Annotated in this window: 14 protein-coding genes; 8 read left to right on the forward strand and 6 right to left on the reverse strand. The window is 72.4% G+C overall.

Translation table 11 applies throughout. From position 1 onward, the window contains the following. Positions 1–11 precede the first annotated feature (11 nt). Positions 12–1,130, forward strand: coding sequence for a DNA glycosylase AlkZ-like family protein (locus tag HNR16_RS13650; RefSeq protein WP_179558258.1), 1,119 nt, complete (start codon positions 12–14; stop codon positions 1,128–1,130). Positions 1,131–1,191: 61 nt separating this feature from the next. On the opposite strand, the gene fdhD is transcribed toward HNR16_RS13650, so the two are convergent. Then, positions 1,192–2,055, reverse strand: coding sequence for a formate dehydrogenase accessory sulfurtransferase FdhD (fdhD, locus tag HNR16_RS13655; RefSeq protein WP_158041025.1), 864 nt, complete (start codon positions 2,053–2,055; stop codon positions 1,192–1,194). 733 nt (positions 2,056–2,788) lie between these two features. Here fdhD and HNR16_RS13660 point away from each other — a divergent pair. From HNR16_RS13660 to HNR16_RS13670, 3 genes are all read left to right on the forward strand, one after another. Next, entirely contained in the window at positions 2,789–3,865 is a 1,077-nt protein-coding gene (locus HNR16_RS13660) for a phosphatase PAP2 family protein (protein WP_158041024.1), read from the forward strand. Positions 3,866–4,151: 286 nt separating this feature from the next. Then, on the forward strand, positions 4,152–4,661 hold the full coding sequence (locus HNR16_RS13665; protein WP_158041023.1) for a hypothetical protein: 510 nt from the start codon (positions 4,152–4,154) through the stop codon (positions 4,659–4,661). Positions 4,662–4,665: 4 nt separating this feature from the next. Next, a complete protein-coding gene (locus tag HNR16_RS13670; protein ID WP_158041022.1) occupies positions 4,666–4,845 on the forward strand; it encodes a hypothetical protein in 180 nt (59 codons plus the stop codon). 136 nt (positions 4,846–4,981) lie between these two features. Here the strand turns inward: HNR16_RS13670 and HNR16_RS13675 are convergent, their stop codons facing one another. The 4 genes from HNR16_RS13675 to HNR16_RS13690 are packed head-to-tail and all read right to left on the reverse strand — an operon-like array spanning position 4,982 to position 9,293. After that, the gene (locus HNR16_RS13675) at positions 4,982–6,103 is read right to left on the reverse strand and encodes a bifunctional 2-methylcitrate synthase/citrate synthase (RefSeq protein WP_158041021.1); all 1,122 of its coding nucleotides are present in this window, start codon (positions 6,101–6,103) and stop codon (positions 4,982–4,984) included. A 36-nt stretch (positions 6,104–6,139) separates the two neighbouring features. After that, entirely contained in the window at positions 6,140–7,039 is a 900-nt protein-coding gene (prpB, locus tag HNR16_RS13680; RefSeq protein WP_158041020.1) for a methylisocitrate lyase, read from the reverse strand. Between the two features lie 20 nt (positions 7,040–7,059). Beyond that, positions 7,060–8,595, reverse strand: coding sequence for an MmgE/PrpD family protein (locus tag HNR16_RS13685; RefSeq protein WP_158041019.1), 1,536 nt, complete (start codon positions 8,593–8,595; stop codon positions 7,060–7,062). Positions 8,596–8,633: 38 nt separating this feature from the next. Beyond that, positions 8,634–9,293 carry a GntR family transcriptional regulator gene (locus HNR16_RS13690; protein WP_158041018.1) on the reverse strand — a complete coding sequence of 220 codons (660 nt, stop codon included), beginning with the start codon at positions 9,291–9,293 and terminating at the stop codon, positions 8,634–8,636. Positions 9,294–9,592: 299 nt separating this feature from the next. Here HNR16_RS13690 and HNR16_RS13695 point away from each other — a divergent pair, with 299 nt between their 5' ends. From HNR16_RS13695 to HNR16_RS13705, 3 genes are all read left to right on the forward strand, one after another. Then, positions 9,593–10,669, forward strand: a complete 1,077-nt coding sequence (locus HNR16_RS13695) for a hypothetical protein (protein ID WP_158041017.1) — start codon at positions 9,593–9,595, stop codon at positions 10,667–10,669. A gap of 134 nt (positions 10,670–10,803) precedes the next feature. Further along, positions 10,804–11,820 (forward strand): alpha/beta hydrolase, encoded by a 1,017-nt coding sequence (locus HNR16_RS13700; RefSeq protein WP_158041016.1) that lies wholly within the window; start codon positions 10,804–10,806, stop codon positions 11,818–11,820. A 26-nt stretch (positions 11,821–11,846) separates the two neighbouring features. After that, positions 11,847–12,314, forward strand: a complete 468-nt coding sequence (locus HNR16_RS13705; RefSeq protein WP_158041015.1) for an Lrp/AsnC family transcriptional regulator — start codon at positions 11,847–11,849, stop codon at positions 12,312–12,314. Positions 12,315–12,330: 16 nt separating this feature from the next. On the opposite strand, the gene HNR16_RS13710 is transcribed toward HNR16_RS13705, so the two are convergent. Next, a complete protein-coding gene (locus HNR16_RS13710) occupies positions 12,331–12,927 on the reverse strand; it encodes a TIGR03086 family metal-binding protein (protein ID WP_158041014.1) in 597 nt (198 codons plus the stop codon). A 178-nt stretch (positions 12,928–13,105) separates the two neighbouring features. Here HNR16_RS13710 and secA2 point away from each other — a divergent pair, with 178 nt between their 5' ends. Then, positions 13,106–15,439 carry an accessory Sec system translocase SecA2 gene (secA2, locus tag HNR16_RS13715; RefSeq protein ID WP_158041013.1) on the forward strand — a complete coding sequence of 778 codons (2,334 nt, stop codon included), beginning with the start codon at positions 13,106–13,108 and terminating at the stop codon, positions 15,437–15,439. Positions 15,440–15,600: the final 161 nt, after the last annotated feature.

Consider the following 15,600-nt stretch of genomic DNA (forward strand, 5'->3'; position numbering starts at 1 on the left):
AGGGGTCGACGGTGAGCGACGAACGGCTGAGTGCGGCGGAGGTGCGTGCGCTCGTGATCGGTGCGCAGTTCGCGCCGAGCTTCGGTGATGCGGCCGAGGTGCTCACGCACACGGGCATCCTGCAGCTCGATCCGCTCGCGCGGGTCGAGAAGGCCCATCGACTCACGGCCCTCACGCGGCTCGGGCCGCGCGCCCGCGCGAAACGGATCGATGCGCAGCTGTGGCGCGACGACGTGGCGGTCGCGTTCGAGACGGTGTCGCGCATCGCGTGCCTCGTGCCCGTCGGGGACTGGCCGCTGCACCGGCTCGAGCGGGAGCGTGCGGCGGGCACGGTCGAGCCCGAACTGCGCGACCGCATTCTCGCGATCGTGTCGTCGTTGCCCGACGGTGCGACGATCGGCGACATCGAGACGGGCACGGCATCGCAGCGGACGACGGGCTGGGAGTGGTCGCCCGTCAAGATCGCGACCGAGCACCTGTTGCGACAGGGCGAACTCGTCGTGACGACGCGTCGCGGCGTCGCGCGCGTGTTCGATCTGCCGGAGCGGCGCCTGCCCGCGGCGGCAGCGCGCGTGCGGCTCGACGATGCCGAGGTGCTCGCGGGCCTCGCCCATCGGGCGCTGCGCTCGCTCGGTGTCGTGACGGTGGGCGATCTGACGCGCGTCTTCCGCCTCACGCGGGCACAGGCCGAGGCGGGGCTCGAGTCGGCCGGTGCCGTGAGAGCGAGCGTCGAGGGGTGGCGCGAGACGGCCTACGTCGACCGGGACGCGGCCGTCCTCTCGACGTCACCACACGAGGTCGCGCCGCTCGACGGCCCGCGGCTCGTCGGCCCGTTCGACCAGCTCCTGCGCGATCGCGCACGAGCCCAGCGGGTGTTCGGCTTCGACTACACCTTCGAGGCCTACAAGCCCGTCGCCGACCGCGTCCACGGGCACTACGTGCTCGGCGTGCTCGCGGGCGACCGCTTCGTCGGGCGCGTGGACGCACGACGCGACGGCCCGGCGCTCCTCCTCGGCGAGGTCGTCCCCGAGCGGGGCATGCGTCGGCGCAGCGCAGCGGCCGCGGCGCGGCGCGCGGGTCGACGCCTCGCACGCCAGCTCGAACTCGAGCTCACCGAACCGACCCCGTGACCTTCCGCACCACGACGCACCGATCGGCTCGGGCCTCCGACGCGAGGGGCGCGAACGCGCGTCAGTTCACGCCGGCCTCCGCGTGTTCCCGCTGCGGGACCCGCACGCGGAGCGCTCCCGCATAGACGTTGACGCTGCGGCCGCGCGAGAAGCCGGCGAGCGTGAGCCCCACCTCGCGCGCCAGGTCGACGGCGAGCGACGACGGGGCGCTCACGGCCGACATGATGGGGATGCCCGCCATGTGGCACTTCTGCACGAGCTCGAACGAGGCGCGCCCGGAGACCTGCAGAACGGTATCGCGCAGCGGAAGGCGGTCCTCGCGCAGCGCCCAGCCGACGACCTTGTCGACCGCGTTGTGGCGCCCGACGTCCTCGCGCAGGCACAGCAGCTCGCCGTCGAGCGAGAACAGGCCCGCCGCGTGCACACCACCCGTCCGCTCGAACGCGGCCTGTTCGGCCCGCAGCCGGTCCGGCAGTGCGAGCAGCGTCGCGAGTTCGATGGACGGTGACGACGGATCGTCCGAGGACGGGAAGTGCGACGACTTCGTGACCGCCTCGATCGATGCCGTCCCGCAGATGCCGCACGAGCTCGTCGTGTACACGTGACGTTCGAGCGAGAGGTCGGGCAGGGGCACACCGGGGGCGAGGTGCGCGTCGATCACGTTGTAGGTCGAGTCACCGGGGCGTTCGCCCGCGCACACGATCATGCTCGGCAGGTGCTCGGCCCGGGACACGATGCCCTCCGACACGAGGAAGCCCGCGACGAGGTCGAAATCGTCGCCCGGCGTGCGCATCGTCACCGAGAACGGCCGATCGACGACACGGATCTCGAGCGGCTCCTCGGCCGCGAGGACGTCGTCGCGGCGGCGGCTCGAGCCGTCCTCGCGCAGCGTGAGCACACGCGCGGTCTTCGTGATCCTCGACACGTCCGCCTCCACTCTCCCCGTCGCCGGCAGCGAGCGTCGGCGGCGTCGCCCCAGTATCCGCCACTCGGCCGAATGACGCCCGCGTCCGCCGGCCCACCGGGTGGCCGTCTCGTCGCCTCGGGGCCCACCGCATCGGCGAGCACGAACCGGTGCTCGCCACTGCGCCCACGCCGAACCTCGACGGCCCCGGCCCTCTCGTCGCGGCCGGACACCGTATGATTCCTCTGCCCCCAGCGACACGATCCCCCAGCGCCGCGATCCCCCGCGGCCGCCGGCGACCGCGCCCGCGTGGACGCCGTTCGCGCACCGTCGTCGGCGGAACACGGGCCGGACACCGCCGTTCCGAGGCGTGGAATCAGGCGCCACGTGTTTTAGGGGCTCCCGCTCAGCCCACTTCCTTCATAGTCTTTCCAACGCATCGAGTCACACGGATGCAGATCGACATTGTCGTGGAGACACGGGCGCGGACGGCCAGGACCGTTCGTGAACGGCGGCAGTCGACCGATGACCCGGTGCGCGAGTCCTGTCGGCCCCGTAGTCCCCCTTGTGGATTGCGGGGCCCAGGCAATGTCGCCCCGCTACCCCCCGGAGCGCATCAGCGGGGCGGCTCGGAACGATCCGAGCCGCCTCGCGACTCGTCCGGCGACGAGCCGGACGCTTTCTCGTCCGCCGGGCGGTATCGTCCCGAGGCGATCCACCCGCGGTCGCCGGGCGGGCTCGGGGAGGACTGCGCATGACGAATCACACGACCGAACGGGGCATCCGACGGTTCCGTGCCGTCGTCGGTGCGCCCGACAGCCGCCGTCGCCGCGCGATCGCCGCACTCGCGATCGCCACGGTGCTGCTCTTCGTCCTCGCGGGCTTCGCCGACGAGATCTGGGACCACGTGGTCGAGGACGCCTCGAGCCTCGCCGTCGACCTGCCGGTGCAGAACTGGATGGTCGCACATCGCGTGCCAGGGTTCACGGAGGTCATCTCGGCGTTCAGCATCTCGGGCGGGCCGCTGTGGATGCCGATCATCGTCGGCATCACGGCGATCGTGCTGGCCGTCGTTCGACGATCCTGGACGCCGCTCGTGCTCACAGTGCTCGCCGCGGTGGGCTCGCTGCTCATGACGATCGTGGGCAAGAGCGCCGTTGGACGCGAACGGCCGCCGATCGCCGAGTCGGTCCCGCCATACGAGACCTCGTTCAGCTTCCCGAGCGGCCACAGCCTCAACTCGCTCGTCCTGGCAGGCATCATCGGCTATCTCCTGGTGATCGGCATCCGTTCGCGAACCGGTCGGGTGCTCGTGGTCGTCGGGGTCGTGACGTACGTCCTCGCGATGGGGACGAGTCGCCTCTACCTCGGCCACCACTGGGTGAGCGACGTCCTCATGGCGTGGGTGCTCGGCGCCGCCTGGATCACGATCCTCATCACCGCCCACCGACTGTGGCTCACGGCCCGCGTGGGCGACGGACGACGGCGGACCGCCGCCACCGGAACGTTCACGGGCGCGGTCACCCCGGACGAGCCGGCAAACGCCGCAGGATCGACCACCACCGACCGCCCCGCGATCGTCCAGGGCCCCGCGTCCACCGATGAACCGGCAGCGGCACCGGGACCGACCGACTCCGAGCCACGTCCGCAGCGCACGGTCCGACGACCGCCGACGAACGGTCGACACCGACGGAACCGGCGCCCGCCGCCGCGGAGGTGCCGCCACCCGAGGACACGCCGGACGGACGATCGGGAGCGGGCGAGCGTTGACGGACGACACCGCGAGGTCGCGCAGCGAATGGCGAACGGCGAACGGCGAACGGCGAACTGAAGGCTTCGCGTGTACCGACCGTCGGAGCCGCGGCGTGTCGGAACGAGCCGCGCTGCACTGATCGGGGAGCGCGACGCGGGCACGAGCCCCGGGGCGCGTTGCGCGCGCACGGTGGCCGACGTGGCGCGCAGGCGCGCGGCGGTGTTAGAACTGTTGCAGTGACGACCCGCCCGATCGACGAGCGAGCGGGACATCCGAACGGATCCGTGACGATCCGAGGACCCGTGACCGCGCACCGATGCGCCGACCGTTCCACGATGCCGAGCCCCGACGACGAGGAGACCGCGTGACCGCGACGATGCTCGACGCGCCCCCGGAGGCAACTGCGGCACCGGAAGCCACGACGACGCGACGCACCGATCGACGGGTCACGGCGGTGTTCGCACTCGTCGCCGCCGCCACGTTGCTCGGCGTCGCGACCCACGCCCTCGCGGCGGCGCACAGCGACGACGCCGTCATGGCCGTCTCGATGGGTCTGATGGCGCTCGCCTGCCTGACCTGCCTCGCACACGCACCGTTCGGTCGTCACGAACCGCGCGCCCGCGATCGCGCCGCGCACGCCGCGGGGCATCTCATGTGCATGACCGTCGTGATGCTCGGCATCCACGGCGCCTGGCTCCTCGCGCCGTCGGGTGGCCACGTGCACGGCGGTGCGACGTCCACCGGGACGGTCGGTGCCACGCACGCGGAATGGATGTGGGTCGTGATCGGCGTGGAATTCGCGGTGCTCTGCGTCTCGAGCGTGGCACTCCGCGTCCTCGCCGGAGAGCGCCGTCGCGCGGGTCGGTACGCTTGAGCGCATGCCGACCGTCCCGCCGGAGCTCGACCACTACCCCGAGTTCGACGACGGCGACGACGACCGTCCCGTGGGCCTGCTCGGCGTCCTGCGCCGCGCGAAGGTCCTGACGTGGCTCACGATCGCGGGACTGGTCGCCCTCTCGGTCGGCGCCCTGTCGTACCTGATCGTCGTGATGCGCTGACCGCCGCACCGCACCGACGAATCCAGCCGGGTTGTTGCTACCGGGCCCGGGGCCCGGTAGCAACAACCCGGCTGGATTCGCGTCGGCTCGCGAGCGCTCTCGCGCCCGCTCACGCGCCGGGCACGTGCCCGCCCGCTCAGGCGCCCGGCACGTGCCGCTCGTCGGGGCCGTTGTAGACCGAGAGCGGGCGGATGAGCGCGTTCGACGCGTTCTGTTCCAGGATGTGCGCCGTCCAGCCCGTGATGCGGCTCGCGACGAAGATCGGCGTGAACGTCGGGGTGTCGAAGCCCATCAGGTGGTACGTCGGCCCCGCCGGGTAGTCGAGGTTCGGCTTGATGCCCTTCCGGCCGCCGAACGCCTCCTCGAGCGCGACGTACAGGTCGAGCACGTCCTGCCGCCCGTAGTGGTCGATCATGCGCTCCATCGCGGCGCGCATCGTCGGCACGCGCGAATCGCCGTTCTTGTAGACGCGGTGCCCGAAGCCCATGACCTTCTTCTTCGACGCGAGTGCCTCGTCGAGCCACGCCTCGACCTGCCCAGCCTCGCCGATCTCCTCGAACGTGTGCATGACCGCCTCGTTCGCGCCGCCGTGCAGCGGTCCCTTGAGCGCACCGATCGCGCCCGTCACGGCCGAGTACAGATCGGCGAGCGTCGAGGTGATGACGCGCGCCGTGAACGTCGACGCGTTGAACGAGTGCTCGGCGTACAGCACCATCGAGACGCGGAACGCATCGACGACCTCGGGCGCCTGCTCCTCGCCGAACGCGAGCCACAGGAAGTTCTGCGAGTAGTCGAGATCGTCGCGGGCCTCGACCGGCTCGAGCCCGTGCCTGCGCCGCTGGTCGTACGCGACGATCGCGGGCAGGCCCGCGAACAGCCGCTTCGCCTTGCGCAGGTTCGCCTCCGGCGAGTCGTCCGCCGTCTCGGGGTCGCTCGCGCCGATGACCGACACGGCCGTCCGCACGACATCCATCGGGTGGCTCGTCGTCGGCAGCGCGTCGATGACCGTCCGCACCTCGGGCGCGAGCGCGCGGTTCGCCCGCTCGAACGCCTCGAACTCGGCGAGTTCCTCCTTGCTCGGCAGTTCCCCGTTCCACAGGAGCAGCGCCACCTGCTCGAAGCTGCAGTTCGCGGCGAGCTCCTGCACGGGGTAGCCGCGGTACAGCAGCGAATTGGTCTCGGGATTCACCTTCGACACGGCGGTGTAGTCCACCGGCACGCCGGCGAGGCCCTTGTAGATCTCGATGGTCTCGGTCATGGAGGCTCCTTTGCGCTGTCCCTGCGAGTCCGGTCGTCAGCGTTCGACGCGGAAGTTGAAAACGGAGGTGTCGAAGCGGTTGTACGCCTCGTAGTCGAGAAGGTCGTACAGATCGGCACGATGCTGCATCTCGTCGAGCTTGCCGGTGAGGTGGCCGACCTCGTTCAGCTCGTCGAGCGCGCGCCCCGTCGCGCCCATCGAGATGCGCAGCATCGAGACGGGCCAGATGACGATGTTCATGCCGACGTCGGCGAGCTGCTGCACCGAGAACAGTTCGGACTTGCCGAACTCGGTCATGTTCGCGAGCAGGGGGACGTCGACGGCCGCACGCATCGCGGCGAACTCGTCGAGGGTGCGCATCGCCTCCGGGAAGATCGCGTCGGCGCCCGCGTCGACGAGTGCCTTCGCGCGGTCCGTCGCGGCGTCGAGCCCCTCGGCGGCGCGGATGTCGGTGCGCGCCATGACGAGCAGGTTCGGGTCACGGCGTGCGTCGACGGCGGCGCGGATGCGCTTGGTCGCCGTCTCGGCGTCGACGACCTGCTTGCCGTCGAGGTGTCCGCACCGCTTCGGGTTCACCTGGTCCTCGATGTGGAGCCCCGCGAGCCCCGCGTCCTCGATCTCCTGCACGGTGCGGGCGACGTTCATCGGCTCACCGAAGCCCGTGTCGGCGTCGATGATCGCGGGCAACTCGGTCACGCGCGCGATCTGTCGGCCGCGGCCGGCGACCTCGCTGAGCGTCGTGAGCCCGATATCGGGCAGCCCGAGGTCGGCCGCGAGCACGGCACCCGAGATGTAGACACCGTCGAACCCCTTGCGCTCGATGAGTCTCGCGCTCAGCGGATTGAAGGCGCCGGGCAGGCGCAACAGCTCGCCCGAGTCGAGCCGCTCGCGGAACGCGGCGCGCTTCTCGGCGGGAGTGGTCCGGGCGTACAGCACGGTCGGTCTCCGTTCCGGTCTCAGAACAGGCCCGTGTCGGGCGAGGGGACGAGGATGCCGGGCGCGGCGACGATCGTGAGCCCGCCGAGCTCGGCGCTCGTGAGCTCGGGCAGGCGCTGCGCGACGTCGAGGAAGCGTTCGATCTCGGCCGTGTCGAGCACGTCGGCGGCGAGGGTGCGGAACTTCTCGATGTACTGCTCGCGGGCGAACGGCCGGGCACCGAGCGGGTGGGCGTCGGCGACCGCGATGTCGTCGCGGATCTCGGTGCCGTCGACGAGGCGGATGACGACCTCGCCGCCGAACGCCTTCTCGGCGATGTCGAGCGAGTGGTAGCGACGCGTCCACTCGGGTTCCTCGACGGTCGTGACCTTGCGCCACAGCTCGACCGTGTCGGGCCGCCCCGCACGCTCGGGCGAGTACGAGTCGACGTGGTGCCACGCGCCGTCCTGGAACGCGACGGCGAAGATGTAGGGGATCGAGTGGTCGAGCGTCTCGCGCGAGGCGGTCGGGTCGTACTTCTGCGGGTCGTTCGCGCCCGAGCCGATGACGTAGTGGGTGTGGTGCGAGGTGCGGATGACGATCGACGCGATGCGGGACGGATCGGCGACGAGCTCGGGGTGCTCGCGGTGCAGCTTGCGGGCGAGGTCGATCCACGCCTGCGCCTGGTACTCGGCCGAGTGCTCCTTCGTGTACGTGTCGAGGATCGCGCGCTTCGCCTCGCCGCGCATCGGTAGCGGCACCTCGTAGTGCGCGTCGGGCCCGTCGAGCAGCCACGCGACGACGCCGTCCTCGCCCTCGTAGATGGGGGTGGGGCTCGTCTGTCCGCGCATCGCGCGGTCGACCGCCTCGACGGCCATCTTGCCCGCGAAGGCGGGCGCGTGGGCCTTCCATGTCGAGATCTCGCCCTTGCGCGACTGGCGCGTGGCGGTCGTCGTGTGGAGGCCCTGCCCGATGGCCTGGAAGATCGTCTCCGTGTCGAGGCCGAGGAGCGTGCCGATGCCGGCCGATGCGGAGGGCCCGATGTGGGCGACGTGGTCGATCTTGTGCTTGTGCAGTGAGATGGCCTTCACGAGGTCGACCTGGATCTCGTAGCCCGTCGCGATGCCGCGCACGACGTCGCCGCCCGTGAGCCCGCGACGCTCGCCGAGGTGCTGCGCGACCGCGACGATCGCGGGGATGTTGTCGCCGGGGTGCGAGTACTCGGCCGCGAGGAAGGTGTCGTGGAAGTCGAGCTCCCGGACGGCGACACCGTTCGCCCATGCGGCCCACTCGGGCGAGGTGCGCTCCTCGGGTGCGAGGCCGAACACGGTCGAGCCGTCGCCGTGGCGCGAGGCGGGGTGCGAGGTCGCCTGGCCGCGGGCCGAGACGATGGGTGCGCGGCCCAGCGAGGCGGCCGCGACCGCGGCGTTGTCGATCACGCGGTTGACGACCATGTCGACGACGTCGGCGTCGACCTCGACGGGATCGGTCGCGACCTCGGCGAGTTTCCAGGCGAGTTGGTCCTCGCGGGCGAGCTGGTCGGCGGAGGGGTGGACGCGAACGTCGTGCAGCTGCATGGTCGTCCTTTCGACGGGGTCGTGGGTCGTGGTCGTGGTCAGGCGCTCGTGCGTTCGTCGACGCGCGGCGTGGTCGCGAGTGCACGCCGGAGGGAGCGGTGGAGGTGGACGCGGGTGGCGTCGGCGGCGAGCTCGGCGTCGCCCGCGATGATCGCGTCGACGATGAGCCGGTGCTCGTCGGCCGCCGCGCGGAGGCGCGCGTGATCGTGCTCGGCGAGGCGGCGGACGCGCGCCGAGTGGAGGCGGGCACTGCGCAGGGCCGTCTGCAGGTAGGGGTTCGCGACGGCCGTGTCGATCGCCGCGTCGAGGTCGTCGATGAGCGCGAAGTACCGTTCGACGCCGTCCCCGCCGAGCTCGAGGAGTGCGGGGGCCGCCACGAGCCGCTCGCGGAGCGCCACGAACGGGGCGGGGTCCCTCCTGCGCGCCGCCGAGGCGGCGGCGCGCGCCTCGAGCGCCTGGCGGAGTTCGTAGAGCCACTCGATGCGCTCGGCGCTCACCTCGGTGACGACGAGCACGCGCGGCGACTGCGCGTGCACGAGTCCGTCGGCGACGAGTCGCGAGAGCGCTTCGCGGACCGGCGTGCGCGAGACACCGAGGCGGGTGGCCTCGGCGACCTCCGCGAGCACGGTGCCCGGCGCGAGGTCGCCGTCGAGGATCTCGTCGCGCAGGAGCGCGTAGACCCGATCACTCGCTCGCATACCGCCCCTCCTCACGACTCATCGCGAGTGTATACATAAATGCCCGAGCAGTGGAAGATCACCAGGAAATGCCCTGGAATGCATACACAGAGCGTCGTTTTCGTGGCTGCGCCACACGCGACGCCCGGGGCGGTGTCCTCCCCTGGGAGGACGGATCGAATACCGGATGTCCGACGCGCGGCGGTTCGCGCGGGGTGTCGGGCCGCGTAGCGTTGGGGGTGCAGGCGCGCGACGGAGCTGACCGTCCCGGTGCGCCGGTCGAGCAGACGGTCGAACCTTCCCCCGAAGGAGCAGTCCGCATGAGCGTTCGGGCCGATCGAGTCCCACCCTCGCTCGCGCGTGGGAACCCCGCACCGGGTCGCCCCCGCCCGGCGCCGGTCGCCCGTCGCCGGATCCCGCCCGCCGAGCGGGCGCTGTCCCTCCTCGTGTTCGCGGCCGCCATGACGGGCCTCCTCGCGATCGCGATCGCGATCGTCACACGCCTGGACCCCGTCGTGACCTACTCGGCGTCGAGCGCGACCGCCGAGACGTCGGTCGGCGAACTCCTCATCACGGCACAGGTCTCGCTCAGCGGCCCGAGCAGCGACCGACGGACGGAGGCGCGCCTCGTCGCGACCGACCTTGAGTCCGGATCCCGCGTGTGGACGGCGGACCCGAACGGGCGTGACCTCCCGCTGACCGTGCTCGTCGCGTCGGGCGGCCTCGTGTACGCCGCCTCGGGCGACGGTCCCGTCCTCGTCGACGCGGACACAGGCGTCGTCCGCCCGCTCGAGCCACCACCCGGTTCCACCGCCGCCCCCGCGCTCGACGTGACCGGCTCGGCACACGACGTGGCCACCGGCCGCCTGCTCGTGCTCGCCGACGACGGCGAGGTGTGGCAGGTGCCGCTCGGGGGACGCGCCGCCGAGGCCACGGACACCGCGACCGCCGCGGCCTGGCGGGCGACCCTCGCGCATCCGCTCGACGGCACCCCGGTTCCCGGCGCCGGCCCCGCGACCGACGCGCGGGGACGGCTCGTCGCATCGGCAGGCTGCGATGCGCCCCTCACGGTCCCCACACCGCCTGCGGCGCCCGTCGTCGGCGCGGCGCCCGCCGACGACCTGTCCGGGACGGACGGGTCGCCGGTCTGCCCGGGCGGGCACGCCGTCGTCGTCGGCGCAGCCCACGGCATCGAGCTCAGTCCGACGACCGACACGACACCCCCGACCGTCGACATCGCCCGGACGGGCGACGGCACCGTCACGCGCATCACGCTCCCGGGACGAATCCTCGCGGCCTTCGACACCGACGACGGCCCCGGCCTCCTGCTCGAGAACGGTGCCGTCGTCGTCATCGAGGCGGGCTCCGGCACGGTCCGCGAACTCGCGATCGACTGACCGTCACGTCCCTGTCGGTGCGGTCGGGCGGCGCGTCGCAGCGCGCGTCCACCGCGTGCGGCTAGCGTGCCCTGGACGACGTGCACGACCCGCCGCCCCGTCGTCCGACGGGCCCGACGACGGAACGGATCCGAATGCGACGACGAGACACCCGGCTGCCGCTTCTCGCCGCCCTCATGGCGCTCACGCTCGTGCTCGGTGGCTGCGCGGGCGAGTCCCCGATCCACATCGGCCCCGACTCGGCGGGCGACCGATCGCTCGAATCGGCCGTGCCCGCCTCACCCGAGTCGACGGAGGGCACGACGATCACCGAGATCGACTACACGGGTGCCGGGACCCACGCGCAGACCCTCGATCTCTATCTGCCGTCCGGCGCCGGGGCGAACGGTGGCGTCCCACTCGTCCTGTTCGTCCACGGCGGCGGCTGGGCGACGGGCGACAAGGCCTCGTCGCGTCCCGGCGCGAACGACACGCTCGCCGCGTTCACCGAGATGATGCTCGACGCGGGCTACGCGGTCGCGAGCGTCAACTACCGTCTCAGCGCCGAGGCGATCTGGCCCGCCCCCCTCCACGACGTGCACGCGGCGACGCGGTTCCTCCGCACCGATGCCGACCGCTTCGGCATCGACCCGGACCGGTTCGCGATCGCCGGTGACTCGGCCGGCGGCCAACTCGCCCTCATGCTCGCCCTCACCGCCGACCGTCCCGCACTGACGGGTGCGGGCGACGATCCCGTCTCGAGCGAGGTCGACGCGGTCATCAGCTACTACGGCGTGACCGATGTGCGCACCCTCGTCGCGGAGCGGAAGGCGCAGGGCTGCAATCCGCAGACCCCGCCCGGTGATCCGACGAAGGAGGGGCTCCTCCTCGGCGTCGAACCGTCGACGCCGGCCGGCGCCGCACTCGGGGCCGAGGCGAGCCCCGTCACCTACGCCCGCGCGGACGCGCCGCCCATCCTCCTGTTCCACGGCACATCCGATTGCGTCGTCCCCTTCTCGCAATCGGAGGCGATGCACGAGGCCGTCGTGCGCGCGCACGGGTCGAGCGAGATCCGTCTCGGTTCGGGCGGACACTCCGCGCCGGCCTTCTTCCACGACCAGACGATGCGCGCCGACGCCCTCACGTTCCTCGACGACGCGTTCACCGGCTGATCCGGTCGCCCCGATACGCTCTCGGCATGGAGCCGGACCGCGTCGATCGAGCGATCATCGCGGAGCTCCGACGCGATGCGCGGCTGTCGATCCGCGCGCTCGCGGAGCGTGTGCACCTGTCGCGCACCTCGACGCACGCGCGCGTCCAGCGGCTCATCGAGACGGGCGTCATCACGGGCTTCGCCGCGCTCGTCGATCCGGAGGCGCTCGGCCTGCGCGTCATGGCGCTCGTCGTCGTGACCGTCACGAACGAGCCCTGGACCGACATCGAGCGTCGGCTCGCCGAGATCCCGTACGTCGAGCGGGTGCTCGCGGTCTCGGGCGACATCGACTTCGTCCTGACGGTGCGCGCGCCCGATCACGCGACGCTCAGCGAGATCATCATGCGTCGTGTCCACGACGTCCGCGGTGTCGCGTCGACCCGCTCCCACGTCGTGCTCGACGACGTCCCGGGGAGCTGGATCGACGATCGCTCGGCCCCGACCGACGGCTGAACCCCTCCGGCGACCGTCAGTCGACGGCCGGCCTGCGTCCCGTCGCGGCGAGCAGTCGCGTGAACGCGTCCGCGTGCGGGCCGGGTTCGATCGCGGGGCCGAAGAGCCCCGGCGTGCCCTCGGGTGAGGCGACCGCCTCGGCGAACGCCGCGCAGACCGTGACGTCCTCGTTGCGGGGAGCGTACGGTCGACCGAGCGCGGTCGCGAGATCCCAGCCGTGCACGACGAGTTCGTCGAGGGCGACGACCGCGAGGCTCGCGCGGGACTGCTCCGTCTCTCCCACGCGAGCCCGCCCGCGCCAGGCGGCCGGTGAACGATAGGCGACCGCGAGCGCGTCGAGCGAGGCGGGGATGCGCTCGCGCCAGCCCGCGTGGAGTCGCGCACCGGGATCGGGGCCGTCGATGTCGCCGCCCCAGGCGACGACACGGAACCCGGGACCGATCTCATCGAGGTGCGCGAGCAGCCGTCGCACGCTCCACGCCTCGCACGGCGTCGGCTCGTCGAGCGCGTCGTCGGGGACGCCGGCCACGAGATCCGCGAGCGCGCTCGCCGCCGGGCCGAGATCGAACGCGGGCTCCTGGACGGGTTCGACGGCGTCCGGTCCTGCGGTCATGGGGGGTCCTCCCTCGTGGCTGCGCGGCGTGTCCGCGTCCCCTGCCCAGACTGGCAGCTCCGTCTGGACGGCGGCCCCCGACACCGCCCCGGTCACGACCGCGGCCTCCGTCACGACCTAGGATCGAGCGCATGGACGCCGCCCGCGCAACCGCCTGCTCCGAGCCGGGAGTGCCACGATGAGCCCGCGTCCGCGGTGGCTCGCGCGATTGTTGGGATCGCCCGGCTCGACCTCGTTCGATCGCTTCGCGCCGGCCGTGCGCGACGCCTCGGCGACCGCCGACGACGTCGCCGAACTGAGCGACGAGGGGCTCCGCGAGGCCGCACGCCGCGCGGCACCGGCGGCGGTCGACGCGTCCTCGTCGGCGAAGCTCGCGTGGTACCTCGCGACGGCTCGGGAGGCGGCGTCGCGCACCCTCGGGCTGCGTGCGTTCGACGAGCAACTCCTCGCGTGCGCCGCGCTCCTGACGGGCAGCGCCGTCGAGCTCGACACGGGCGAGGGCAAGTCGCTCGTCGGCGCGCTCGCGGCCGGTGGGTACGCGCTCGCCGGGCGACGCGTGCACCTCCTCACCGTCAACGACTACCTCGCCGGTCGCGACGCGGCCCTGTTCGCACCGTTCTTCGAACTCCTCGGGGTCTCGGTCGCCGCGGTCCGCGAATCGTCGACGCCCGAGGAGCGACGGAGCGCCTACCGCGCCGACGTCGTCCTCGCCGCGGTGAGCGAGGTCGGCTACGACGTCCTGCGCGATCGCTTCGCGCTCACCGGCGCCGACCGGGTCTCCCCCGCCTTCGACGTGGCGATCGTCGACGAGGCCGATGCCGTCATGATCGACGAGGCCCTCTCGCCGCTCGTCCTCGCCGGCAGCTCGCCCGACGAGGCGGACGACTTCGTGCGCGCGACCGAACTCGTCCGACGCCTGCGCGAGGGCCGCGACTACGAGATCGACGCCGAGCGACGGAACGCGACGCTCACGGACGCGGGACTCGAACGCGTCGAGCGTGCCCTCGGCGGCGTCGATCTCTACGAGGCCGAGCACACCCACACGCTCACGCTCGTCACCCTCGCCCTGCACGCGCGCACGCTCGTCCGGCGCGACGTCGACTACGTCGTGACCGACGGGCGGGTGCGACTCGTGAACGCGGGCCGCGGCCGCATCGCCGAACGGCAGCGCTGGCCCGACGGGCTGCACGCGGCCGTCGAGGCGAAGGAGGGCCTCGAGCCCACGGCGCCCGGCATCGTGCTCGACTCGATGACGCTGCAGGAGCTGCTCGGCAGGTACGAGCGACTGAGCGGCATGAGCGGCACCGTGCTCGACGTCGCGGAGGAGTTCACGGAGTTCTACGAGCTGGGCTCGGGTCGCATCGAACGCCACGAGCCGAACGCACGCGTCGACGCTCCCGACCGTGTGCTCGTCGACGAGGCGGAGAAGACGGCGGCGATCGTCGACGAGATCGAGATCCGGCACGAGACGGGCCAGCCCGTCCTCGTCGGCACCCAGAGCGTCGCCGAGTCGGAGGACCTCGCCGAGCGGCTGCGTGAGGCGGGCCTCGAACCACGCGTCCTGAACGCGAAGAACGACGCCGACGAGGCGGCCATCATCGCGCGCGCGGGCGAGCGGGGCGCGATCACGATCTCGACCCAGATGTCGGGCCGCGGCACCGACATCCGACTCGGCGGGCCGGACGAGCACGACCGCGACGAGGTCGTCGAGGCGGGCGGCCTCGCGGTCGTCTCGACCTCGCGCTACCCCTCGCAGCGGCTCGACGCGCAGCTCCGCGGCCGTTCCGGCCGACAGGGCGACCCCGGCGACAGCATCGCGTTCGCGAGCCTCGAGGACGAGATCGTCACGGCACACGCCCCCTCGTTCGACCTCGCACGCATCCGCCGCGACGCCCCGGGCCTCGACGACGAGCGACGACGGCACCTCGTCGCGGGCGCCCAGACGATCGCCGAGGGCGCCCGACGCGACCGCCACCGCGCGACGTGGCGGTACGCACGGGCCATCTCCCTCCAGCGGGCCGCGCTCATGAGGCACCGCGACGCCGCGCTCGACGACGCGGACACCGCGCTCGACGCGCTCCGCCCGCACGCGAGCGACGCGATCGACGCACTCGTCGAGTCGGCCGGGCGTGATCGCGTCGCGGAGCGCGCGCGGGAGATCCTCCTGCACGTGCTCGACGAGCAGTGGACGAACCACCTCGCGCTCCTCGGCGAGATCCGCGACGGCATCCACCTGCGCGCGCTCGGCGGCCAGGACCCCGCGGACGAGTTCCACACGATCGCGCTGCGCGAGTTCAACGGTCTGCCCGACCGGGCGCGCGCCGCCGCCGCCGAGGTGCTCGCCGAGCTCACGGTCGAGGACCTCGATCGCTCGCTCGCCGATCTCGGGCTCGTCCGCCCCTCGGCGACCTGGACGTACATGGTCTCCGACGACCCGCTCGGCTCGTCCGGCGACCGCGCCGTGCGCGCCCTCGGCGGCTTCTGGCGCAGTCGCGTGCTCGGGATCGACTGACCCTGCCGTCGGCCGTCCGTCGCGTCGCGCGCCGCCCGTCCCGCACGCCCGTCGGAGCTCCGGACGCACGACCGGTCGGCCCGGCCGATGTGAGCCGTTCGTCCCGTCGCCACCGCACATCCGGCCGAAACGACGGTCTTGCGCCGGACCCGTTCCCGCCG

Origin of the sequence: Pseudoclavibacter chungangensis (assembly GCF_013410545.1) — a bacterium.
Classification (GTDB): Bacteria; Actinomycetota; Actinomycetes; order Actinomycetales; family Microbacteriaceae; genus Pseudoclavibacter; species Pseudoclavibacter chungangensis.